General features: G+C 37.8%; 23 protein-coding genes and 2 other annotated features (1 of these 25 cut by a window edge). Of the genes, 3 read left to right on the plus strand and 20 right to left on the minus strand.

The window, feature by feature from the left end:
• Positions 1-6: 6 nt before the first annotated feature.
• The 14 genes from MY533_RS20260 to hmpA all read right to left on the minus strand — a co-directional run bounded on the left by MY533_RS20260 (position 7) and on the right by hmpA (position 12,274).
• On the minus strand, positions 7-234 hold the full coding sequence (locus MY533_RS20260; protein ID WP_248719265.1) for a sulfurtransferase TusA family protein: 228 nt from the start codon (positions 232-234) through the stop codon (positions 7-9).
• A 158-nt stretch (positions 235-392) separates the two neighbouring features.
• Positions 393-1,520, minus strand: coding sequence for an MBL fold metallo-hydrolase (locus tag MY533_RS20265; RefSeq protein WP_248717352.1), 1,128 nt, complete (start codon positions 1,518-1,520; stop codon positions 393-395).
• 82 nt (positions 1,521-1,602) lie between these two features.
• Entirely contained in the window at positions 1,603-1,998 is a 396-nt protein-coding gene (locus tag MY533_RS20270) for a DsrE/DsrF/DrsH-like family protein (protein ID WP_132361434.1), read from the minus strand.
• A gap of 12 nt (positions 1,999-2,010) precedes the next feature.
• Complete coding sequence (locus MY533_RS20275; protein WP_248717353.1) at positions 2,011-2,559, minus strand: sulfurtransferase TusA family protein; 549 nt, start codon at positions 2,557-2,559, stop codon at positions 2,011-2,013.
• 76 nt (positions 2,560-2,635) lie between these two features.
• Positions 2,636-2,932, minus strand: coding sequence for a rhodanese-like domain-containing protein (locus tag MY533_RS20280; RefSeq protein ID WP_132361429.1), 297 nt, complete (start codon positions 2,930-2,932; stop codon positions 2,636-2,638).
• A 12-nt stretch (positions 2,933-2,944) separates the two neighbouring features.
• Complete coding sequence (locus MY533_RS20285) at positions 2,945-3,235, minus strand: rhodanese-like domain-containing protein (protein WP_371873369.1); 291 nt, start codon at positions 3,233-3,235, stop codon at positions 2,945-2,947.
• A gap of 93 nt (positions 3,236-3,328) precedes the next feature.
• A complete protein-coding gene (locus MY533_RS20290) occupies positions 3,329-3,589 on the minus strand; it encodes a metal-sensitive transcriptional regulator (protein ID WP_132361424.1) in 261 nt (86 codons plus the stop codon).
• 248 nt (positions 3,590-3,837) lie between these two features.
• Complete coding sequence (locus MY533_RS20295; RefSeq protein WP_132361421.1) at positions 3,838-4,062, minus strand: sulfurtransferase TusA family protein; 225 nt, start codon at positions 4,060-4,062, stop codon at positions 3,838-3,840.
• Positions 4,063-4,082: 20 nt separating this feature from the next.
• Complete coding sequence (locus tag MY533_RS20300) at positions 4,083-5,144, minus strand: YeeE/YedE family protein (protein WP_132361419.1); 1,062 nt, start codon at positions 5,142-5,144, stop codon at positions 4,083-4,085.
• Between the two features lie 372 nt (positions 5,145-5,516).
• Complete coding sequence (locus MY533_RS20305) at positions 5,517-6,569, minus strand: LLM class flavin-dependent oxidoreductase (protein WP_248717355.1); 1,053 nt, start codon at positions 6,567-6,569, stop codon at positions 5,517-5,519.
• A gap of 16 nt (positions 6,570-6,585) precedes the next feature.
• Complete coding sequence (locus tag MY533_RS20310; RefSeq protein ID WP_248717356.1) at positions 6,586-7,632, minus strand: LLM class flavin-dependent oxidoreductase; 1,047 nt, start codon at positions 7,630-7,632, stop codon at positions 6,586-6,588.
• Between the two features lie 13 nt (positions 7,633-7,645).
• Positions 7,646-9,061 (minus strand): 4-hydroxyphenylacetate 3-hydroxylase N-terminal domain-containing protein, encoded by a 1,416-nt coding sequence (locus tag MY533_RS20315; protein WP_248717357.1) that lies wholly within the window; start codon positions 9,059-9,061, stop codon positions 7,646-7,648.
• Positions 9,024-10,493, minus strand: coding sequence for a 4-hydroxyphenylacetate 3-hydroxylase family protein (locus MY533_RS20320; RefSeq protein WP_248717358.1), 1,470 nt, complete (start codon positions 10,491-10,493; stop codon positions 9,024-9,026). Before MY533_RS20320 ends, MY533_RS20315 begins: the two co-directional genes overlap by 38 nt.
• 614 nt (positions 10,494-11,107) lie before the next feature.
• On the minus strand, positions 11,108-12,274 hold the full coding sequence (hmpA, locus tag MY533_RS20325; protein ID WP_248717359.1) for an NO-inducible flavohemoprotein: 1,167 nt from the start codon (positions 12,272-12,274) through the stop codon (positions 11,108-11,110).
• A 190-nt stretch (positions 12,275-12,464) separates the two neighbouring features.
• Here hmpA and MY533_RS20330 point away from each other — a divergent pair, with 190 nt between their 5' ends.
• Positions 12,465-12,902, plus strand: coding sequence for an Rrf2 family transcriptional regulator (locus MY533_RS20330; RefSeq protein WP_132361404.1), 438 nt, complete (start codon positions 12,465-12,467; stop codon positions 12,900-12,902).
• Between the two features lie 46 nt (positions 12,903-12,948).
• On the opposite strand, the gene MY533_RS20335 is transcribed toward MY533_RS20330, so the two are convergent.
• The 5 genes from MY533_RS20335 to MY533_RS20355 all read right to left on the minus strand — a co-directional run bounded on the left by MY533_RS20335 (position 12,949) and on the right by MY533_RS20355 (position 16,311).
• Entirely contained in the window at positions 12,949-13,929 is a 981-nt protein-coding gene (locus tag MY533_RS20335; RefSeq protein ID WP_132361402.1) for a GNAT family N-acetyltransferase, read from the minus strand.
• Positions 13,930-14,033: 104 nt separating this feature from the next.
• A complete protein-coding gene (locus MY533_RS20340; RefSeq protein ID WP_132361399.1) occupies positions 14,034-14,411 on the minus strand; it encodes a VOC family protein in 378 nt (125 codons plus the stop codon).
• Entirely contained in the window at positions 14,408-14,845 is a 438-nt protein-coding gene (locus MY533_RS20345) for a DUF1801 domain-containing protein (RefSeq protein WP_132361397.1), read from the minus strand. Before MY533_RS20345 ends, MY533_RS20340 begins: the two co-directional genes overlap by 4 nt.
• Positions 14,846-15,040: 195 nt before the next feature.
• Complete coding sequence (locus MY533_RS20350; protein WP_248717360.1) at positions 15,041-15,697, minus strand: YdeI/OmpD-associated family protein; 657 nt, start codon at positions 15,695-15,697, stop codon at positions 15,041-15,043.
• A gap of 119 nt (positions 15,698-15,816) precedes the next feature.
• Positions 15,817-16,311: a DUF1648 domain-containing protein gene (locus MY533_RS20355; RefSeq protein WP_248717361.1), complete on the minus strand. Its 495-nt coding sequence runs from the start codon at positions 16,309-16,311 to the stop codon at positions 15,817-15,819.
• 310 nt (positions 16,312-16,621) lie between these two features.
• Here MY533_RS20355 and MY533_RS20360 point away from each other — a divergent pair, with 310 nt between their 5' ends.
• Both MY533_RS20360 and MY533_RS20365 read left to right on the plus strand, forming a co-directional pair.
• Entirely contained in the window at positions 16,622-18,316 is a 1,695-nt protein-coding gene (locus tag MY533_RS20360) for a methyl-accepting chemotaxis protein (protein WP_248717362.1), read from the plus strand.
• Positions 18,317-18,595: 279 nt separating this feature from the next.
• Positions 18,596-18,833 (plus strand) — a binding site (T-box leader).
• Between the two features lie 123 nt (positions 18,834-18,956).
• Positions 18,957-20,528 carry a 2-isopropylmalate synthase gene (locus tag MY533_RS20365; RefSeq protein ID WP_248717363.1) on the plus strand — a complete coding sequence of 524 codons (1,572 nt, stop codon included), beginning with the start codon at positions 18,957-18,959 and terminating at the stop codon, positions 20,526-20,528.
• A gap of 57 nt (positions 20,529-20,585) precedes the next feature.
• Here the strand turns inward: MY533_RS20365 and metG are convergent, their stop codons facing one another.
• Positions 20,586-22,220 (minus strand): methionine--tRNA ligase, encoded by a 1,635-nt coding sequence (gene metG, locus MY533_RS20370; RefSeq protein WP_248717364.1) that lies wholly within the window; start codon positions 22,218-22,220, stop codon positions 20,586-20,588.
• A gap of 63 nt (positions 22,221-22,283) precedes the next feature.
• Positions 22,284-22,543 (minus strand) — a binding site (T-box leader) (it continues 7 nt past the right edge of the window).

Here is a 22,543-nt window from a genome sequence, read left to right on the forward strand (position 1 = left end):
CCAGACTTAAGCTTTCTGAATAAAAAATGTAATAACGCCAGCATCCTCATATTTGTCTAAAATTATATGACCGCCAGCTTTTGCCCAAGCAGGGATGTCCGCTAAAGCTCCCTTATCTGTTACTTGAATCTCTAAAACTTCCCCTGAAGCTAATGTATCTATCGCTTTTTTTGTTTTCACTATAGGCATCGGACAAGATAAACCCTTTGCATCTAGTTGTAAGTTTGATTTCATATTTTTCTCCTTTGGAACAGCAAACGTTGTAAGCGATTTTGCCGGTTCTATTTGTTTTTTCACGAATTTACGAAGGATGAGCGCCTTCGCTTCGCGGTATTTACATGCTATAACCATGCATGCGTACTCATTGCATTTAACCATTTTTTATAAACGAACTATCGAACTGCGCAGCGATTTGGACCAATTTCCATCTCTGTTTGCTCATCCTGCGTTGGGGTAATCTTACCCATATTTACTTGACGAATTTCTTGATATGCATTTGGCTGTGGAGGCAAATGCTCTGTTACGACGCTTCGGAATTTTGCTTCATCTTTAATATTTAAGCCGTGATTTTCCGCAAATAATTGTCCAAGGTGTTTTGCTACAGTTCCATCTTCATTTAGTTCATCAATAATCATAAAGTGAGCTGGTAAAACAATTAAATCATCCGATAATTCTCTGTATCGTTTGTAAAGTGTTTCACGTAAATCACCCACCCAATCTTCTGCTAGACCCGCTAAATCAGGGCGTCCAATTGAATCAATAAACAAAATATCTCCAGTTAATAAATACTTGTTGTCCACAACAAAGGACGTTGAACCAATTGTATGACCGGGTGAATAAATCGCTCCTACATCAACTTGAGAGGCACCAACTCGTACAGTTGTTCCATCAAGTAAAGGTGTATAGTCAAACACAACCTCCTCTGCATCTTTTGGTGGTAAATAATACGTCGCACCAGTAGTAGCTGCTATATGTCGTCCACCAGAAATATGATCCGCATGTAAGTGTGTATCGAACACATATTTAATTTTTACATTTTTCTCTTCCGCAAAGCTTGTGAATGCGTCAGTAAAACGCACAGCATCGATAATCGCTGCTTCACCCTCAGAGATGACCATATAAGAAAGGCAACCCTTCCCTAAACGTACAAACTGATAAAGCTCACCCCCATCAGTTAAATCTCCAACTTTAAGCGGTTCTAAATATTCACTCCACGTTTTCATTCCACCTTCTAAATAAGCGACCGTACGTCCTGCTTCTGATAACATCTCAGCTATCATTAGTGATGATCCTTCTTTCGCACAAACAACTAATACATCTTTATCAGTTGGAATGTTCGGTAAAATATCCTCGACGCCATCTAATAGCTCAAAATACGGAATATTGAGGTATTCAAATTTATGGCCATCAATTTTCCAATCTTCGAACGCATCCGCATTTCGAACATCTAAAATAAATAGTTCTTCATTGTTCATTACTTTTTTCGCTACTTGCGCTGCACTCCATTTTAAAACTGACACTGTCGTTACCCCCTGAGGTATTATTTTATCAATTTTTTTAGCGGAAAGGACTATCCTCTCCGCTCGTATAGTTACAAATAAATTAAAATGTTAATGACGGTGCTGCATCTTTAGCAAACTCTAAAAATGTCACAGCTCCCCCAACCTCGATACCTTCAATAAAATCAGCTATCGTTAAACCCATTACATCCATCGTCATTTGACACGCAATCAATTTCACACCTAATTCTTGTGCCATTTCCACCAATTGTGGAATTGCTGGTACATTAGCTTTAGCAAACCCTTCTGCCAAATGCTCCGCTCCAGCAGGCATAGGTAATGCATGCATCCCTTGTTTATGAATTAAATTTAATCCTTCGAACGTAAAGAAAATCGCTACTTCTTTCTCTGTAGCCGCCGCTGCCGTCGCAATATTGAATACTTTATACGCATCGAAAAGACCACCGTTACTTGCAATTATCGCTACTTTATTTGACATAATAAATTCCTCCTAAATATGTTTTATTAAATGTCCCGTCCAGGATGTCATACCTGGCAGAACGTTAAATACCTTTGTAAAGCCATGTGCCACAAGCTTTTGAGCAGCTAAATCACTACGCTTCCCTGTTCGACATACGACATAAACCTCTTGCTCTTTATTAAGTTCTGAAAGACGTACTTCAAGTTCACCCATCGGAATAGACTTCGCTCCCTCGATGTGTCCAAAAGCAAACTCTGCCTCTTCGCGAACATCGAGAATAAGCCCTTCCCTCTCCACCGCTACTTCTAACGCAATTGTATGTTCAAATGATTTCTCATCCATTGTGTCATCTGAGCATTTGCGAATGTAATGTTTAAGCACATTTTCTTCTTCCACAGTCCCGATATATTGATGGCCTACAGATTCAGCCCATGCAGCAATATCTGCTTTCGAACCCTTATCTGTTGCTAAGACTTCTAAAATTTGACCATCCACTAAATCAGCCATCGCCTTTTTTGTTTTAACAATTGGCATGGGGCAAGAAAGCCCCTTGGCATCTAGCCGAAAATCTACCTTCATACTCATACCTCCCTCCCTAATACCTGTATGGGTATTATTTTTGTTAAAAAAATATAGCAAGTGCTACAGCATCTCTTTACTGCACTTCACCATCCCAAGCAAGCATGCCTCCAACCATATTGGATACATCGAAGCCTTGACTTTCTAAAAATTGCGTAGCACGACCACTACGACCACCTGATCGACAAACGATAACATATGATTCATTTTTATTTAACTCATGCATACGAAATTCGAGTAAGCCGAGTGGGATATGAATCATTCCCGGAATGTGCCCCGACTCCACTTCATCCACTTCACGTACATCAATTAACTTTATTGCCTGACCTTGTTCTAAAGCTTGTTGAACTTCCTTTGTTGAAATTTCCTTCATGCCATTCTCCTCCTAATATGCGCTCATGCCTCCACGGACATTTGTGACACGTTCAAATCCTTGTTTTTTTAATTGCTTACACGCCTGACTACTACGCATCCCACTTTGACAAATGACCACTATCTCTTTATCTTTTGGTAATTTATCGAAACTCGAACCAAGTGGAATATTTTTAAATTGTGGGATATTTCGCCCCTTATATTCAGCTGGTGTACGCACATCGATAAAAACTTTATCCCTATCATTCAACATACTTTTCAATTGCGCCACCGAAATTGACTGCACCCCTTTCGTTGGCCTCATTCGCCAAACGAAAAACGCTATAACAACAGCAAGTAAAATCCATGTTCCCAAGTAACATTACCTCCTTCCGCATACTATTTAGGGTATATAAATTTATCTGCTTTTCACGACTAAATCCATCGCCTCTTGGATGGCTGTATTCACTTTTCCCGCATCCCCTTCAGCAGTCGTTACACATTCCAATAAATTTTCACTAACAATTACTCCAATAGTCCGATCAACCGCAGAACGCACGGCAGATAGCTGCGTAATTACATCCTTACAGTTTTTTTCTTCTTCCATCATGCGTAAAACACCACGCAATTGACCTTCTATTCGCTTCACCCGATTAGCCGTTTTTGTACCGTAAGCCATACTATCACGCCTCCTTTCAAAACGATCGATTGAACTTGCTTACGTGATTCATAATATACCCCGTTAGGTATATTGTCAACATGCAAGCTTAATTTTTCTTAATCATCGTTACAATATCAGTTCCCTCTTGTATCAACACTTTATCGATCCCTTTCAGGTTGTTACCCTCATTTTCTTATCAAAAAAAGCGAGAAATCCGACGATTCTATCATCGAATTTCTCGCTTAATAGCGCATTGCTATGAAGACTTACTTCTTTTTAATAGTTATTGTCCAAGCAGCTTCGCCAACTTGTTCATATTCCGTTACCTCGTGCCCTTCTTCAGCAGCCCAACGAGGAATGGATTCGGTACCTTGTGTACAATCAAATTGCACTTCTAATTCATCGCCTGAATGTAAGTCTTTTATAGCTTCTTTTGCTTCTACTAAAGGAAATGGACAAACCATTCCCATTACTTCTAATGTTTTTTTCATATGAATATACACTCCTTTTTTTACGCTGTTATTACTTGCGCAGCTCGCTTAGCTTTTTTCCTTGGTCGAACGAATACAAAGTAAGATGCTGTCCATGTACCTAAAATCATAAACCCTAATGAAATCCAGCCTTGCCAAGTCATCATCGCCGTCATCACCAATCCATTACCAATTGAGCAACCTCCTGCTAAACCAGCGCCGAATCCCATCAAAAGTCCACCACAGAAGCTGTTAATCGCTGTTTTCGTATCTGGAATACGGAATCTAAATTCACCACTCATTTTTGCTGCGAATAATGATCCTAAGAAAATCCCTAGTACTAGGAAAACGCCCCAGTTGATGAAATTAATTTGTCCTGTGACCAAAAATTGCAAAATATTAGCAGAAGGTGTTGTAATGCCTAACCCTCCTATGCGACCAGTAGCAACACTTAATGGCCATGCTAAAGTTGCAATCACGCCTATAATTGTTGCAGTTATAAATGGATGCCACCGTTTTTCAAATAAAATATGTGCTAATCCCGTTTTTTTCGGCTTTAACCCCGGGATTTTCAATCGAGGCTTCTTGAGCTCACGGTATACGATATATGCTACAACTATTACAAAAATCGTGATAATCAACCAGTTGTTTACGCCAATTGTCTCGGCAATAGAATTACTTTCAATGCTCGTTTCTTTAATAGTCTTATCCAACGGCAACAATACGCCTGATTTCACCATTGCTGCTACAAGCATATAGCCAGCTAATGCAATCCAACTGCCAATTAAACCTTCTCCTGCCCGATACCAGGTCCCTGTTGCACAACCACCAGCAAAAATAATGCCAATTCCAAAAATAAATGAACCAACTATAACTGCTACGATCGGTAAAGAACCAGCACTAAATTCAAATACCTTCAAACTAATTAAGGTATATACACCTACACTTTGAATTGCTATCGCAATAAGTAATGCGTAAAACATCCGATTATCTTTTGTTAAATACATATCGCGGAAGCCGCCAGTTAAGCAAAAACGACCACGTTGCATAACAAAACCAAGCAAAGCTCCACAAATAAGTCCTGTAATAATCATTTGACCCATCTACCATTCCCCTTTCAATACCGAGTATTCTTATAAGGTATATTACCACTTGTTTTACTATGAATTCAATCACTTTTTTCCACAACTATGGAAAATTCAATAAATTTTTTATGCTTATTCACACAAAAACCCTTGCTACAAGTGCGGATAGCTGCTTGTTATAACAAGGGTTTATAATTATCATGGCTGAACGAAAGAATTCATAATGAATTTTTTCGTCTTTCACACCAATCTCATGTAAATTTTTTAACTTCTTTCAGCACAGGTTTCATTTTGCAGCATGATTACCAAGGAATTGTACGCTCTGCACAAATAAAAGTTTGCTCTATTTATACCCCCTTTTTTGTATTTAACCTATAGATTTACATTGTTTTAAGGATTAAAAATACTGTGATTTAGTTTAGTGCTAATATGTTTATGAAATTCAGGTAATTCTTTTAATGGTTCTTTAAAAGTAATTAGCACTTTTTCTATACCAATGCTACTTAATTCTTGTAATTTAGTAACTACCTCATCATAACTACCGATTAACCCTGTACGAAAACCCTCATTATTAGCTACAAAATCACTTAACTGAGTGGCATTTTTCCACATCCCTAACGTTTCTTTGCGATTCCGGAACTGCAAGATTGCTTCTTCATCGGCATGATCAATAATTGATTGAAATTCTTGGAACGCTTCTTCAGAAGTTTTACGGGCAATGACAAATGCATTAACAGCAAATTTTATCGTCCGCCCCTTTCTTCTCGCAATTTCATTTACATTTTCAATTTGTTTTTGCAACTCTACAATCGGAGCTCCGTTCATAAAATAAACATCACTGTGCACGCCTGCCATAACTTGAGCGTCCTCTGAATTACCACCTTGATAAATCGAAGGATATGGCTTTTGAATTGGTTTTGGTGTAAGCGTAGCATTTTTTAGTGTATAGAAATCGCCCTCATAGCTAAAGTTGTCTTGTGACCAAAGACCTTTCAATACCTCTAAATATTCAGTTGAACGTCGATAGCGATCTTCATGGTTGATCCACTCAATACCAAAGGTTTCTTGTTCTTTTTTAAACCAGCCACTTACTAAATTTATATGAAATCTACCATTTGAAATGACGTCTATTGTTGAACCTATTTTGGCTAAAGTTGCTGGATGGATGAACCCAGGCAAAACAGCTGCTATAAAGTGAATATTTTCCGTTTCAGCAATTAATGCTGCCGCAAGCGTTAGGGCATCAAGTTGTCCTTCTTCAGCACTACCATTACCGCCAATATTGCCCATATAGCGAATCGGAAATAAAACAGCATTTATCTCTAACTTTTCAGCTAATTTTATCAATGTTTTATTGTACTCAAAGCTTCCTTCTGTATTTTGCTCTATTCTAGAACGTAAAAATCCACCTGCTAAATTTGAACCCCAAATAACAAATTCCATGCAAAGATCACCCCATTTATTTAAATAATGGCAATACCTTTTCTCCGAAAATTTCTGCTTCCTCTTTATGTGGGAAGCCTGATAAAATAAAGTGCGTTACACCGATATCAATATACGCTTGCAATCCTGCTTTAACTTGCTCTGGCGTACCAACAATAGCCGTCCCCGCACCTTTTCGAATTTTACCTATACCAGCCCAACTGTATTGATCAAATCGCTCGTTTTCAGCAGTAAGGACGTTCATTCTTTTTTGAGCGACTGAATCTACCGTTTCATAATATCGATTCAGATTCGATTGTACAGGGTTTTCTATTTTACTAATAATGTTATAGGCAGCATCCCAAGCCTCTTGCTCTGTATCACGTACAACTATATGAATTCGAATACCGTACTCTAATCGACGATTATACTTTTTAGCTCGACTTTCAACATGTTGAATTTGCTCCTGAATGCTTGCTACTGGCTCTCCCCATTGCAAATAAACATCTGCAGCTTTTGCAGCTATTTCCTTAGCCACCTCGGAAGAACCTCCAAAATAAATAGGAATACCTCTTTCTTGATAAAGAGTAGGAATCAACTTTCCTTCAGTTACTTTAAAAAACTCGCCATCATAATGAAATGATTCTTCTTGCCAGGTTTCTTTCACTACAGTTAAAAATTCATCTGTACGTTCATAGCGCTGTTGATGTGATAAGTAGTCACCGTCTTGTGCTAGCTCTTTTTCTGAACCGCCCGTTACAACATTGACCAACACTCTTCCCTTCGAAAATTGATCTAAAGTCGCTGCCATTTTAGATGCAACTGTCGGGGAAACAAAACCGGGTCTAAATGCAATTAACGGCTTTATATGCTTTGTCTGATGAATGATAGCAGACCCTACGAGCCATGAATCTAAATAAGGAATACCAGTAGGAATCAAAATCCCTTCAAATCCTGCTTTTTCTGCCGTTTGAGCCACATCTACTAAATACTCCAAGGTTGGCTCTCTTTCAGGCTGCTTTAACCCTAAATACCTTCCGTCTCCACTTGTAGGAGCAAACCAATAAAAATGTGGTTTCACCATTGTCTCTCCTTCCCTAATTAAATTCTTCAACTAGTTTTAACAATCGATCCTTTTCACTATAGTTTTGATATTGCGCTGCAAAGGTACGAACAGGATCACCTGAATAAAAACGTTCATATAATTCGTGACGCGCTCCAAGCTGACTACCTATTAAATCCCAAGCTAGTTTAATAAATTGGGTTCTTGCAAATGCACTTGTATGTGTACCTCCATAATACGCCTGTAACTTGTCACCTATTGGCCCATTGATTTCTTCAATAGTAGACGGCACTTGCAATAATCCGCTTGCTCCAATTTGCTGTAATATTTCCAAAGCACGTGGATAATAACGTGTACCTAAATTTCGGGCAGTCGTTAAAAATCGTTGTTGAGGTAGATAAATGCCATTATGTTCGCTAGCTTCATATTCAGCCGCATTTAATAAACCCTTTATAGTTTCTAACTGTATGATTAACTCACTTAACTTCTCTTTTACATGTAAAAACTCCGTCGCTCCAGCTGTTTCCGCTAGTTCGTTGCCAATGGCTACTACCGATTCTAATTTACTAATTAGGCGTACAACCGTTTGATGCTGACTTAACAAAGATGATGCCGTTTCAGTTCGTAGCTTCCAAGCTAATTCAGGGTCTTCTGCTACCAACACTCTTTCCCAAGGGATTAGAACATTATCAAAAATTAAGACAGCATCCATTTCATCAAAACGAGAGCTTAAAGGGTGGTTGCTAGTATCAGTGGAGGCAAACGATTCTCGACATACCATATGTAACCCTTGAGCTGATGTTGGAACATAAAATACATTTGCCATTGGTGCTTCCTCTAACCCTCGCTTATGATAAGAGGTTATGAGCAGTTCATCTACATATGGTGCTGCTGTAGCAATTGTTTTGGCACCGCTCACAAAAATACCTTCTTCATTTTTAGTCACTACACGTAATTTCCCATGCTCTATCTCTTCAGCAGATTTAGAACGGTTCTTTTGCGGGTCATGAGCTGCTACCGTTGATAATAAATCTAAATCACGTGCCGCTGTGTATAGTTTGTCAAGCTTTGTTGCAATGCCCGGTGACAAAACATCTAATTGTTGTCTACTTGCATACCAACCTACTAACTGCGAACGAGAATATTCGGATAAGCGGCTCATTACTCCAAACGTTTCATCTGCCCAGCATTTATAAGCTAAACTTTTCCTTTTTAAATCATTGATTGATGTTGGCACTAAAAAAGATAGGTGGGCATTTGTACCTTCTTCCGTTTCATACGTTAAAATCGATTTTGTCGGCTCCACGGTTTGTAAATATAATAAATGCTGGATTGTACGAACAGTCCCTTTAAAGGATTGATGGTTTTCTAAATTAGTAACAATCCCTCCATCTAACCAAACTGTTCGCCCATTATTCAACCTCCGCAAATATGGAATCTGCGTATTCATCTTCATTTCCCTCCCTTTCAATTAAATTATTCAAAAAATGGTTTAACCTATTTTTCAAATAGGATTTATCATAAGTTTCATACTGCAAGGCCTGAACACGAATTGGATCACCTGTATAAAACCGTTCGTATAAATCATGACGTGAGCCGAGTTGACTGCCAATAAGTTCCCACCCCATTCTAAATAGCTTTTCTTTTGTTCGTGCATCTACCTTTGCCCCTTTATAGTATTTAGAAAATAATGGGAATAATTCGTGATTTTCTAGAATCGGAGATGACGATAATTGAATAAAGCCTCCTGCACCAATCTGCTTTAAAATATCTAGAGCACGGCCATAGAAATGTGTGCCTAAATTTCTTGCTGTTTGTAGTGGCGTAATATTAGGTACATAAACATTCTGCTCATTTAGATGCCCTTCTTTTTCTGATGAAATTAATAAGGCTTCAATACTATCAATTTGTGTATAAAGCTCCCCTATTTTTTCCTGAACATGTAAAAAGTAATCTGCACCAATTGATTGAGCTATTGCCGTTGTCACCCCAGCAGCAAATTCTAATTTTGATAGTAAACGAACGACCGTTTGATGCTGCGCTAGTGCATCGAGTTGCTGATGCCGATGTGCTTTCAACACGCCCTCAGGTGAACCCTTAATAAGCACCCTATCCCACGGGATTAAAACATCGTCAAACAATAAAACAGCGTCCATTTCATCAAATCTTGAACTTAATTTATGATGCTCTTTATTTGAAGCAAATGATTCTCGACAAACAATTTGTAGCCCAGGTAAATTCAATGGCACAATAAACATATTTGCTTGTGCGATTTGATTTGATGATAATTTTTGCGGAGAGGTGACAATGACATCATGTGCATAAGGAGCACCAGTCGCAATCATTTTTGCCCCTCGTACAACTACCCCTTCCTTGGTCTCCCGTATAATACGCAATAATGCATCTTCATCTTGCTCTTCAGCTGGTTTCGAACGATCCATTTGAGGATCCAAAATGGCAGTAGTAACAATTCGCCGTTCATCTCTAGCTAGCTCATAATATTTCGTTATTTTTTCAACGAATCCAACATCATATTGCGCAAACTGTTGACGATCCAAATAGTATCCGGTAATTAGAGAATTAGCATAATCTGATAAACGACTCATTACTCCATAGGTTTTATTCGACCATAGAGCAAATGCTTTTTTACGCTTTATTAAACCCTCATAGCTATGCGGAATATAAAATGCACTATGAACAAATCGATTACTTTTTGGACTTTTAAAACCTGCAATGCTTTGATTGTTCTCATCATCTAGAAGTGCTAATAAATTTGTGATAGTCTCTAATGTTCCCGTAAAGGCTGGATGAGTTGTTACATCCACTTTTACTCCGTCCAGCCACACACTTCTTCCATCTTTCAAACTTCCACTAAAAGACATTTATTATCCCCAACTCCTTTTCATGAACACAAAAAACTCCCACCAAATCTCCTGCGCAAATCTTCGCTTAAGACATCAATGAGAGCTCCATTTTTATGGTCACTATGAGTATTTTTTATGGCTAAAAAACAAAATCGGAGCTTTTAGTTCTAAAACCAAAGCTCCGATTTTTTCAGTCGCCACATTCTATAAATTAATTTACATATTAAACCAAACAAAACCGATAAGTCAAGTATATTTTGAAAAATCAATTAATCCATTATGCCTCGAATTGCATCCGTCGCATTCCTGTTGTTACTTTTCGCTACCACGAAATACGTATACACTATTGCTTTCGTTGAAATGGAACAAGCACAATTGCTTGTTCACTGTCTGACGTAGATTTTGCACTTGTAAACGATAACTTTATTTTGTCCTCTGGAAGAAAACCATTAGAGAATCCAACCTTCGAAATACCAAAACCTATTAGCAGTTCGACTGAGGATAAAGATATTGAAGCATATCATTCAGCGGATTTTCAAAAATTTATTGCATCTAAAATAGCCCAGATTATTATGAAACTAAAAAAATGACGTGCTTTTTAAATAAGAGCACGCCATTCACAATTTTGAATTTTATTTTACTAATTGCATGGCAGGACCAAAGAATTCATAATGAATTTTTTCGTCTTTCACGCCAATCTCATGTAAATTTTTAATGACCGCTTCCATAAAGCCTGCAGGTCCACATACGTAAACATCTGCATTGTTGGCTACTTTTTCAGCTAAAAATTCTTTTGTGATTTTCTTATTTTCATCCGAATATAACGCTGTATATGTTGCATTTGGAAGCATATTTACTTTCTTTTGAATGTCATCGCTGAATGCTACAACTTTTTCATTGCGCGCACATTGGATAAAGCTCACTTTATTTGCCGCATTATCTTTTAATGATTGCAGCATACTGTTTAATGGTGTTACACCGATACCACCGCTTATAAATGTAATTGGAGCAGCACTTTCTTCTAAGACAAATAGTCCTGCAGGAACACTTACATCCACTAAATCTCCGACTTCTAATACGTCGTGAATAAAGTTAGATACTTTACCATTTGGCGTATGATCACTTTCACGTTTTACAGAAATACGATAGCCATTTTCTGTACTTGCTTGTGAAAGTGTATATTGACGGTTCATTAAATACTCTTCACCTGGTACTTTCACGCGGATACTGATATATTGACCTGGCTCATAAGCTGGTAGAGGAGAACCATCTTCATTTTCAAAGTAGATAGATGTAACAAGATCACTTTCTACTACTTTTTTCGCAACTTTCAATGGTTTAAATAAGCGCCATCCGCCATTACCCTCAGCTTTTTGATATAGCTCTTCTTCTACTTGAATGAAGATATCTGCAATCATGCCATATGCTTCAGCCCATGCATTAATAATATCATCTGTTGCTGCATCACCAAGCACTTCTTTAATCGCTTTTAGTAAGTATTCTCCTACTATTGGATAATGCTCAGGTAAAATACCTAGACTACGGTGCTTATGAGCAATTAACATCACCGCTGGTAAAATAGCTTCTAAATTTTCAATATGAACTGCCGCAGCATAGACTGTGTTTGCTAATGCTGTTTGCTGACGACCTTTTTCTTGATTTGTATGGTTAAAAATATTTAATAATTCGGGATGAGCTTGGAACATATTTTTGTAAAACGTTTTAGTAATCTCCACGCCATGAACTTCTAATACAGGAACTGTTGCTTTAATAATTTGTACTGTTTCTTGTTTTAACATATCGCTTACCACCCTTTCATGGTTACAATATAACGCTCTCATTTTTTAAAAGCAATATATAAAATACATCTTTAACAAAATGGACATAATTAATGTATTTTAAATACATCTTTAAAAAAGTATTGAATTTATTATACTTCAAGGTAAAAATGCTATAATTATTTTGAACTATAGAAAGTAGGGTGTTCTTATGCGCTTAACTTTATACACAGATTATTCTCTCCGGACACTCATATATTTGGGTGCGAAGGAAGATGGCCAACTATCAACTATCCAAGAAATTTCAGATGCTTATAATATATCGAAAAACCATTTAATGAAGGTGACACACCAGCTTGGATTATTGGGCTATATTGAAACGATTCGAGGGCGTGGTGGCGGAATTCGCCTAGCAATTGATCCAAGGACCATTACAATTGGTGAAATAGTACGTCATACAGAAGAGGATTTTCATCTTGTCGAATGCTTTGACAAAGAAAATAACCTTTGTAAGATCGCTCCAGAATGCCAGCTAAAAGGCGTATTATACGAAGCATTGCAGGCTTACTTAACCGTCTTAGATCGCTATACTTTAGATGACTTTTTACATTCAAAAGAAAAGTTGATGGCACTGTTGTTTGGCGAATAAAAATACCCGCACAACTCAAGTTGGACGGGTATTTTTTATGTTTATTTTACAATGCCTTTGAAAAGAAAATCATATCGAGTGCACGAATTCCATTTTCATAGATTGGCTCAGGGTAATTACTGAAAAAATCTTTTTCAATGGCTTCCATACGAAAGCCTGCTTTTTGATAGAAGGCAATATTATCAATACTAGAATTTGCAGTTCCGACTATTATCGTTTGATATCCTTGTGATTGACAAATGTTTGTTATTTGTCGCAGCGCTTCTTTCCCAAGCCCTTTACCTTGATAGTTCGGTACAATCGCAATATTTTTTAACTCAACTGTCGAATCGGACTGTTCAAGAAGTAACGCTACACCCGCTAACTGCTCACCACATTTTATTTCGTATAACTCACCGTCATCTAAATATTCTCGAACAGCGACTTCACTTTCATCAGCTAATAATAGTTGAGGTAAATAGTCTTCCCGAGCACCTTCCACTTTCTTTAAAGATGTACGATATCGAACAAAATCTTCGCGCTCAAAAACATTTAAAACACACGGCTGCTTCTCTTTAATCTCTAGCCATGAATGTTCCTGCGGAAAATCATTCTCAACTCCTAATCGAATAAAAGGCAACTTTTCCTGCGCCTTTTGTGAGCGTATATTAACCTTTCTAGCTCCTGCAAAAACACGCTTTAGCCCTAACTCAAAAAATGCAATATCTAAAATCGCAACTTTCGATTGAAGATTATAGCCTTTTCCCCAAAATTCATAGCCCAGCCATGAGCCAATGTGACAGCTCTTTTTATTGTGATCAATAAACATTAATGCCGTGACACCAATCAGTTGTCCTTCCTCATCCAGTACAACACGAGGGACTGTTTTTCCAGCCTCTTCGTCCACACATTCACGTTTTATAAAATTAATCGTATCTTCCACTTTACCAGCAGGTAACCCTAGTGCATCTCGAACCTGTGGCATAGAAGATAGTGCATGCATCGCTTCAGCATATTTTATATCGTGTCTCACTAAAGTTACTACCATATGCTATTCTCCTTTTAACATGATTAACAACAGACTTTGTATCGTCCTCTACTAACATAATGAAATTATTTCATCTATTTATTTATATATATTGCTTCTGAAAATCAATTATACGTTAGTTGCCATGATACACCAAAACGATCCTGAATCCAGGCAAATTTTTTAGAAAATCCATAATTATTAAGTGGCATTAAAGCTTGTCCACCCTCTAAAATTTGAGCAACTAGACTTTCGATTTCTTCTTCAGACTCACATTCCATAAAAATGGAAGTTGATGGTGTAAATGTAAAGTTATGTTGTATCACACTATCATTCACCATCATTTTCAAACCTTTTAAATGTAGGACAGCCATCGCAATCTGTTGGGAGTTTTCCATATAGGTTAAGCTTTCCACCTGTAATTCTGAAAACCACTGTTGATATTGCTGGATAGCTTCATTGGCTTGTCCCTGAAACATTAAAAATGTAGTCGCACTTTTCATTTAGTTAACGCCCCTTCATATTTTGAAATCCATTGTGCTGGTGTCATTTTCGCAACAAGCTCTCCTATCAATTCAAACGGAATATTTTTAGCGCTTGTAAAACGAATACAACTTTTCCCCATATTGAGTTTCGTCGGTACTCGTTTCGCATATTCCTCTTGGAACCACGAGAGTAGCGCTCGATCTGCATAAATGCCCATATGATAAACTGCAATATGACGTTTCTGTGCAGCAAGACTTATAAAGGGCAAAGGAGTATTGGGTGTAACATGATAGCCTTTCGGATAGGTAGTTAGTGGGACCACATAGCTCACCATGTCATAGTACATGCTTTCTTCAAAACCCTCTGGTAAATTGCTTTCTACCACGTCTACAAGTTTGCCAAAACTCTCCCGCCATTTTTCATCCACTTGCTCAATATATGTGCTTTTCATGCCCTTCCCTCTTTTCAATTGCTATGTGTGTATCAGAAGACTCATTCAGTCCATAACGTAAAATTGATCTCCGTTCTGACTTCATATCTAATGCTGCGCTACATAATAAATTCTAGTTGCTAACCATCTGTCTTATTTTGCTAATTACAATAAATATAGCATCATTTAAAGGAATCCATAAAGCCTCTTTGTAAATTATGCTTTACCCTCTGCCTTTGCTTTTCGGTATAGTTCCTTTGTTTTGTAGCCCAATCTAATAATTTCATGCATCTCCTCTAAACGTGCTACTTGCGTCTCTTCCTTTTTCGCACTATAAATATATCGGGCCCAATCCTTTTGATAACCCGGTGTTAATCCATCATAAAATAGTAAATCATCCGGATTTTCCGCAAGGGAATCACGCAATTGAGGAATCATACCTTCATAGTCACTAACGCATTGACTACTCGCTGTCTTCTTCTTGCCGCGTCCCTTGCCATCTTTCTTTATACTTACTATAGAAAATGTCTCATCTAACGACATAAGACTTGCAAATTTATAATCACTGTCAACAATGTATTTTTCCTCGTCCACTTGAATTGCTGGGAAGATGTCATCGCGATGGATAAACTGTTCATACTTCTTATTCCCCTTTTTCGGATAAACAAAAAATAAATAACCTTGTTCCGTAAGCGTGTTTAACTTTCGTACACTTTGTAAATACGTTACCATTTCATCAATCGTCAACACAAAGGCAATTATTCGATCATAAGGTGCATTCCCTATTTGGGTTATTCCCTCTAATTGCATCTCCTCTGGTTGATTATGAATGGCGATAGACAGTCCATCCTTTATTTTAAATTTCTTTAGCATAGTTTTGACACCTCTTCTAATTACAATTTTCTCTTAGTTTTGATAGTATAGCTGATTTAGTGCAATTTTCGTACAAAAAAACGCTCGAATATTCTCGAGCGTTTAAGAATGAGATAAGCTTATTTAATTTTTGCAGCCACAACTATTCCTCTAATAATCGGAATGGCCGTTACAATGAGCACTAATGGTAGGAACCACCAACCAAGACTCTCTGCCTCCCCAAGTGCAATACGTACCATTTGGAATGATATAGCTGTAAATATAAGTAGACAAAGGTTTTTTATTTCATTCAATATTTTTCGGCTATTTAAATAAAATGCCTTTACATTACTTTCGTTTAAGCGTGCTGGGTAATTATGAATATGCGGAATTTTTTCAAGTAATCCTAGCAATATCCACAGCAATATTCCGATAAATGGAAGAATCAGTAACTCTATTTTTGAACCCCACCGATTAACTTCTCCTGCACCATTAAAATGCCCTGGAATCTTTTCGGGTAGTTGGCCCCACATTCCAACAATATAAAGGATGGACAGTATAAATAACCCGCCACCGATACAGTCCAATATCTTTTCATATCTTGTTTTCGGCAATTTTAAAATTGGCCTATACATCTTCCCACTTCCTTGCTTATTCCTTTTTCTATTTTACGTTACTACAGTTTAATTAGTTTCAAATTTATGCAAATTGTCATAATTTTCGAGGTATACAGGTAACTATCCGCCTTCACTTACTGTAAAAAAGCAAATTATTCAGCTTTTTTATCATTCTACCTACAATTATTTACCTTATTATTCCTAATATATATTGTAGGAATACTCTCAATACTTTGTAAAATTTATATAATCTGATATAAATGGTATAAACATATTTCATTTTTTTGTAACATTTCTACTAAATTACTGAGAAAGGAAACGACAACTTATGCGATTTACTATCTACAAGAAGTTAGTACTCGGTTTTTTTATTGTTATTTTAGTATTAGTCGGCACAATCGGATTAAATTTCAAACAGCTTAATTCAGTAAACAAAACATATCGTGTGTTACTCGAAGAACAAACAACTAAATCTATTAGTATTCAAGAGCTACGCGCAATTGCTAAACAAGAAATTGTAAATATCAGAGGTTATCTATTGCTTGGGGACGAACAAAATTTGCAAAGTAATACGGCTTCACGTGAAGAGTTTAAAAAGAAATATGATGAATTAAAGGCTTCATTCGATTCTCAAAAATCTAGTGATTTATTAGAGGCAATCAATAAAAGCGAGCAAGATGTCCAACGGTTCGCAGATCGTATGTTTTCATTAAAGGATGCAGGAGAAACAGAGCAATACGAAAAGCTCGATAGTACACAAGGTCGCCTACTTATTAAACAATTCGATAACCGTGTAACTAATCTTGCTAACTACCAAGATGATTATATAAAAGGAAAAATCGCTGCTACAGCTAAAGAAATTCAAGCTATTAAATTCCAAATGATCATTCTTGGCATCTTCGCTGTTGTCACTAGTCTCATCATTGCTATGGTCATGGGAAGCCTTATCTCTCGCCCTATTAAAGGTATGGCAAAAACCGCTAAAAAGATTGCTAATGGCTATTTAACAGCTGAGCAAATTCATATTAAGAATCGTGATGAGGTAGGTGATTTAGCAATTGCCTTTAATCAAATGGCAGTAAATTTAAAGGACCTTATTACAAATGTACGTCATAATACTGTACAAGTAAGTGGTTCTGCCGCTGAATTAACCGCAAGTGCTGAACAAACAATCCAAGCGACAGAACAAATTACTTCCTCTATACAAGAAGTGGCAAGTGGCTCAGAGGCCCAAGGGAAAAATGCTACTGAAAGTTCAGCAGCTATGAAAACTATGACAAAAGGCATTCAGCAATTGGCTACGACAACGGCTGCCGTTTCAGAGCTTGCTATAGAAACAAATACTGAAGCTAATAAAGGAAATGAATCGCTACACCGTGTGATTACACAGATGGACACAATTAATTCTGCGGTTTTAGAATCTGCTAGCGTTGTGAAAAATTTAGGAAATCATTCCTTTGAAATCGGAAATATTATTGGTCTCATCACGGATATTGCAGAGCAAACAAATTTACTAGCATTAAATGCTGCAATTGAGGCAGCACGTGCAGGGGATCATGGTCGCGGCTTTGCAGTAGTTGCAGATGAAGTGAAGAAATTAGCCGATCAATCCAAGCAATCAGCTAAACAAATAGCAAGTCTTATTTCAGAAATACAACAGGATACAAACCGTGCCGTAACTGTTATGGAAACAGGAACACAAGAGGTAAAAGTCGGTATGCAAGTGGTAAAAGTAGCTGAGGAAGGCTTCTCAACAATCGTTAAACTGATTGAACAAGTATCCCAACAAATTCAAGAAGCAACAACAGTTTCAGAGGAAATGTCATCGAGTGCTGAGCAAATTTACGCATCCTTCGATGAAATTGCAACAATCGCACAGATGTCTTCTTCAAATCTACAAAATGTAGCTTCTGCTTCTGAAGAACAACTAGCAACGATTGAAGAAGTTGCCGCTTCTGCTGCCACACTATCCAACATGGCCGAGGAATTACAAACACAGGTTTCGCGTTTTAAAGTGGAGTAAAAAGTAGCTTGTGTTATTAAAGGTATTCAATCTCCCGAATTATATTTATTCATTAAATACGATTCGGGAGATTACTATGTCTTTGAAATCTAGAATTCGCCATTTTTGAGGTACCCAGCCTCCAATTTACGTGGCATTTATTTTAACAAATAAAACCTCCGCTTTTAGGTAATAAGATAACAAATTAAGGCTTTTACATAAGACAGAAAAAATATAATTTTTAGAATTTTATTGACAAATTAAAAATACCCAAGTATCATTGCTTTCAACAACACATTATTGTAGGCCATGATTGGAAATAGTAGAAATGCAAGTGCACTTGTAGAGAGTCGGTGGTTGGTGCAAACCGATAGGCGCACATTTTGAACTCGTCCATGAGCCACTCCCTGAACTTTGAGTAAGGGACGTCGGTTTCCTCCGTTAACGGGATAGACAGTGACAGCTGTCGATAAGGGGACTTTTTCTGTAAAGAGAAGGTCAATTAGAGTGGTACCGCGAGCATAAACTCGTCTCTATATTTTTATATAGAGGCGGGTTTTTTTATTTTTATTGAAATTTGGCCTAAGTGTGGATTTCGTCTCTATTGTGCAAGGCTGAGACTTTATCAATATAATGACTACTACAAAAGGAGTGTTTGAAAATGGGAAGAAAAATTTGGGTGTTTGATACAACTTTACGTGACGGCGAGCAAGTGCCTGGTGCAAAACTAAATTTATATGAAAAAGTAGAGATTGCACAGCAACTCAAAAAATTAGGCGTCGATATTATCGAGGCTGGTTTCCCGGCTTCATCACAAGGAGATTTTGATGCAGTTAAAGCTGTCGCACAAAAAGTTGGTCATACAAATGACATTATGATTACTGCTTTAGCACGTGCTGTACAGGCAGATATCGATGCTGTTTATAACGCTGTAAAATACGCTGAAAATCCGATGATTCATATGGTGCTTGGCACTTCCGATATTCATGTTGAGAAAAAATTTAGCAAATCCAAGGATCAAATTCTACAGATTGGTGTTGATGCAGTAAAATATGCGAAAACGCTTCTACCACAAGTCCAATATTCAACAGAAGACGCATCTCGTTCAGATTTCGAGTATCTTTGGAAAACGATCGAAGCCGTCATGAAGGCTGGTGCAACAATGATTAATGTACCTGACACAGTCGGCTTTGCAGAGCCCGAAGAATTCGGAGCGATGATTTATAAACTAAATGAACGTATGAAAAATCTAAACGATCGTGTTTTGTTGAGTGTTCATTGCCATAATGACCTTGGTATGGCCACTGCTAACACGCTTGCTGCGATTAAAAACGGCGCGGATAAAGTAGAATGTACAATTAACGGCATTGGCGAACGCGCAGGAAATGCCGCATTAGAAGAAGTCGTCATGGCATTGAAAACACGTGGCTCTGTATACAATGCTGAGACACGTATTAACACAAGAGAAATTATGAATACATCTCGTCTTGTTTCAAGCTTCATGGGCTTAGACGTACAAGTAAACAAAGCGATAACTGGGGATAATGCTTTTGCCCATTCCTCAGGTATTCATCAAGACGGCCTTCTAAAATCTCGTGATGCTTATGAAATCGTCCATCCAGAAGATGTAGGCCTAGACGATATGGAGCTAGTCCTGACAGCTCGCTCTGGGCGTCATGCGGTGAAAAATGCCCTTGAAAAACTTGGCTTCTCCAATCTTTCAGCAGATGAGTTTGAAGGAATTTTCGAAGGCTTCTTAAAGCTCGCGGACGCAAAAAAAGAAGTTTACGATCACGATTTATATGTTATTGTGGAAAGCTATTATGAAAAACATGACGCAAACAATGCAAATGCCACTCATTATAGTGATCAATTCTTTGACTTCGATGATTTACAAGTCGTCAGCAACGCAAGCTTCCCTTCAGCAAGTGTGAAAGTACGTAAAGGCGAGGAGATATTTAAAGCAAGTGCAGTTGGCTCAGGTCCGATTGATGCCCTATATTCTGCCATCGCAGAAATTACAAACATTGATGTAAAACTTGTAGAATATAATATCAATAGCGTTTCCCGTGGCAAAGAAGCGCTTGGAAAAGTAAAAATTACAATCGAGCATGAAGGTGAAAAATATATCGCCAAAGCGGCAGATACAGATATTTTAAAAGCGAGTGCGCTAGCTTATATTAATGCGATCAATAGTATTGTTGTCGCTAAATTAACGCCTGTTCTGAACTAACATACATCCGCAGGTGAAAGCAGTATGACACGTTGAGTCATACTGCTTTCACTATTCCTAGCGGCTGCCCTCCACTAGCTTTTGATATTCCTCTTCAATTAATTCAACATCAAGACGCTCAAACAGTGGCGTCACTTCGCTAATACTTGTTGGTAAGTCCACTTGCTCATGCCACTTTACTTCGTTGATTCTTAACATCTTTCTCACCTTTTCAGCTGAAAACGGTAAAAATGGATGTAACAGCTGTCCAAGATTAGCAATTATATAAACACATGTTGCAAGTGTTTGATTGCCAGCTTCTACATTCTCTTTCACCTGTAGCCACGGCTGCCGCTCATCAAAATAGCGATTAGCCGCACGAATGTATTCAAAAATAGCCTCTAAAGCTTGTTTAAAATGACCCGCTTCTATTTGAATCCCAACATCATTAAATAGCTGAATCGTATGTTTTCGAATCGTGTCATCTACCTCTGCATGAGGCACTTGGCTAGCGAACGATTTCTCTAAAAACTTCAATGTTCGATTGACAAAATTACCATAAGCACCGAGTAATTCACCATTGTGACTATAAATAAATTCTCGCCACGAGAAATCAGTATCACGATTTTCTGGCGCATTTATAGTTAAATAATAACGAAGAGAATCGGCATCGTATCGACTCAAAATATAAGGTACCCATACCGCCCAGTTTTGGCTCGTCGATAATTTTCGTTTTTCTAATGTCAAATATTCGTTTGAAACAATATGTGTTGGTAAGGCCTCTGCTCCTATCCCCATAAGAATAGCTGGCCATATAACTGTATGGAACGGAATATTATCCTTACCATGCACATAATACGAAATCGTTTCTTCATTCCACAAATCTTCAATCGCTAGTTGATGCTGCTTCGCCCATTCAATGCTCGCTGTTAAGTAACCTGCTACTGCTTCAATCCACACATATATTTTTTTGCCTTCAAAACCTGGTACTGGCACATCGATACCATTTGGTAAATCCCTTGTTACTGCGCGGTCCGGTACCCCTTCTGCCAAGTAACGTTCTGTTAAACCTAAGGCATTGACTCGCCAGCGTTTTTCCGCCTTTGCCTTCGCTAAATAAGCCTCCAACCTCCCCTGAAACTGGCTAAAAGCAAAATAAAAATGCTCTGTCCCTTTGATAATTGGCTCATTCCCACAAATTTTACAGTGTTTATCGATTAAATCGAGCGGGTCTAAAATCGTTGAGCAATGATCACATTGATCACCACGCGCCTTCGCACCACAGATTGGACAAATCCCCTCTACAAATCGATCCGGTAAAAACTGCTTATCTGTTTCACAGTATGCTTGTTCAATTTTCTTTTTATATAAAAATTTGTTCGCTAGCAGCTGTGAAAAAATTGCCTGAACAGATTCATGGTGGTGCTGCGCATCTGTTCGCGTATACATATCGTAAGTAAATCCTAAATCATTGAAGCATCTTGAAAACTCTTCATGATAATGATTAGCAATTGCTTCCGTTGTCGTATTTTCTTGCGCAGCTCGAATTGAGATTGGTGTACCATTACAATCACTTCCCGAAACATATAAAACCTTCTCGCCCTTTTGTCGGTAATATCTAGCCAAAATATCACCCGGTAATAATGCAGCAACATGCCCTAAATGCAAAGAACCATTTGCATATGGCCACGCGCCTCCAATAACAATTGTCATCCTAAGTTGCTCCCCTCAACAAAATTGTAAAAAAGTGTATAAAAAAACGCCCTAATCAAAATTGATTAGGACGAGTATACCCGTGTTACCACCTATATTTACAAATAGCTCACACTATTTGCCTCCATCAGTGCGTCTCATTCAAATTTTTAATGAAAGATACTGCCGCTGTTGTAACGAGTGCCCATCTCGTCGTAATCTACTCGCAAACTTGCTTTCGGTACGAAGCTCAAAGGTCATTTTCAAAAGGGGGCATTTACCTCATTTCCACCAACAGAGGCTCTCTATATAATGCTTCTCCAATTTACTTTTCCTTATCAATG

Origin of the sequence: Lysinibacillus sp. Ag94, assembly GCF_023242215.1 — a bacterium.
In the GTDB taxonomy this organism is placed as follows: Bacteria; Bacillota; Bacilli; order Bacillales_A; family Planococcaceae; genus Lysinibacillus.

Coding starts and splice junctions, on each gene's coding strand:
- MY533_RS20305 (WP_248717355.1), bottom strand. CDS start 6,569: ATGGAATTTGTTATTTGGGGTTCAAATTTAGCAGGTGGATTTTTACGT.
- MY533_RS20330 (WP_132361404.1), top strand. CDS start 12,465: ATGCGCTTAACTTTATACACAGATTATTCTCTCCGGACACTCATATAT.
- MY533_RS20345 (WP_132361397.1), bottom strand. CDS start 14,845: ATGAAAAGCACATATATTGAGCAAGTGGATGAAAAATGGCGGGAGAGT.
- MY533_RS20355 (WP_248717361.1), bottom strand. CDS start 16,311: ATGTATAGGCCAATTTTAAAATTGCCGAAAACAAGATATGAAAAGATA.
- MY533_RS20280 (WP_132361429.1), bottom strand. CDS start 2,932: ATGAAGGAAATTTCAACAAAGGAAGTTCAACAAGCTTTAGAACAAGGT.
- MY533_RS20315 (WP_248717357.1), bottom strand. CDS start 9,061: ATGAATACGCAGATTCCATATTTGCGGAGGTTGAATAATGGGCGAACA.
- MY533_RS20350 (WP_248717360.1), bottom strand. CDS start 15,697: ATGCTAAAGAAATTTAAAATAAAGGATGGACTGTCTATCGCCATTCAT.
- MY533_RS20270 (WP_132361434.1), bottom strand. CDS start 1,998: ATGTCAAATAAAGTAGCGATAATTGCAAGTAACGGTGGTCTTTTCGAT.
- MY533_RS20295 (WP_132361421.1), bottom strand. CDS start 4,062: ATGAAAAAAACATTAGAAGTAATGGGAATGGTTTGTCCATTTCCTTTA.
- MY533_RS20335 (WP_132361402.1), bottom strand. CDS start 13,929: ATGGTAGTAACTTTAGTGAGACACGATATAAAATATGCTGAAGCGATG.
- MY533_RS20340 (WP_132361399.1), bottom strand. CDS start 14,411: ATGAAAAGTGCGACTACATTTTTAATGTTTCAGGGACAAGCCAATGAA.
- metG (WP_248717364.1), bottom strand. CDS start 22,220: ATGACAATTGTTATTGGAGGCGCGTGGCCATATGCAAATGGTTCTTTG.
- MY533_RS20285 (WP_371873369.1), bottom strand. CDS start 3,235: ATGAGGCCAACGAAAGGGGTGCAGTCAATTTCGGTGGCGCAATTGAAA.
- MY533_RS20275 (WP_248717353.1), bottom strand. CDS start 2,559: ATGAAGGTAGATTTTCGGCTAGATGCCAAGGGGCTTTCTTGCCCCATG.
- MY533_RS20310 (WP_248717356.1), bottom strand. CDS start 7,632: ATGGTGAAACCACATTTTTATTGGTTTGCTCCTACAAGTGGAGACGGA.
- MY533_RS20320 (WP_248717358.1), bottom strand. CDS start 10,493: ATGTCTTTTAGTGGAAGTTTGAAAGATGGAAGAAGTGTGTGGCTGGAC.
- MY533_RS20360 (WP_248717362.1), top strand. CDS start 16,622: ATGCGATTTACTATCTACAAGAAGTTAGTACTCGGTTTTTTTATTGTT.
- MY533_RS20260 (WP_248719265.1), bottom strand. CDS start 234: ATGAAATCAAACTTACAACTAGATGCAAAGGGTTTATCTTGTCCGATG.
- hmpA (WP_248717359.1), bottom strand. CDS start 12,274: ATGTTAAAACAAGAAACAGTACAAATTATTAAAGCAACAGTTCCTGTA.
- MY533_RS20365 (WP_248717363.1), top strand. CDS start 18,957: ATGGGAAGAAAAATTTGGGTGTTTGATACAACTTTACGTGACGGCGAG.
- MY533_RS20290 (WP_132361424.1), bottom strand. CDS start 3,589: ATGGCTTACGGTACAAAAACGGCTAATCGGGTGAAGCGAATAGAAGGT.
- MY533_RS20300 (WP_132361419.1), bottom strand. CDS start 5,144: ATGGGTCAAATGATTATTACAGGACTTATTTGTGGAGCTTTGCTTGGT.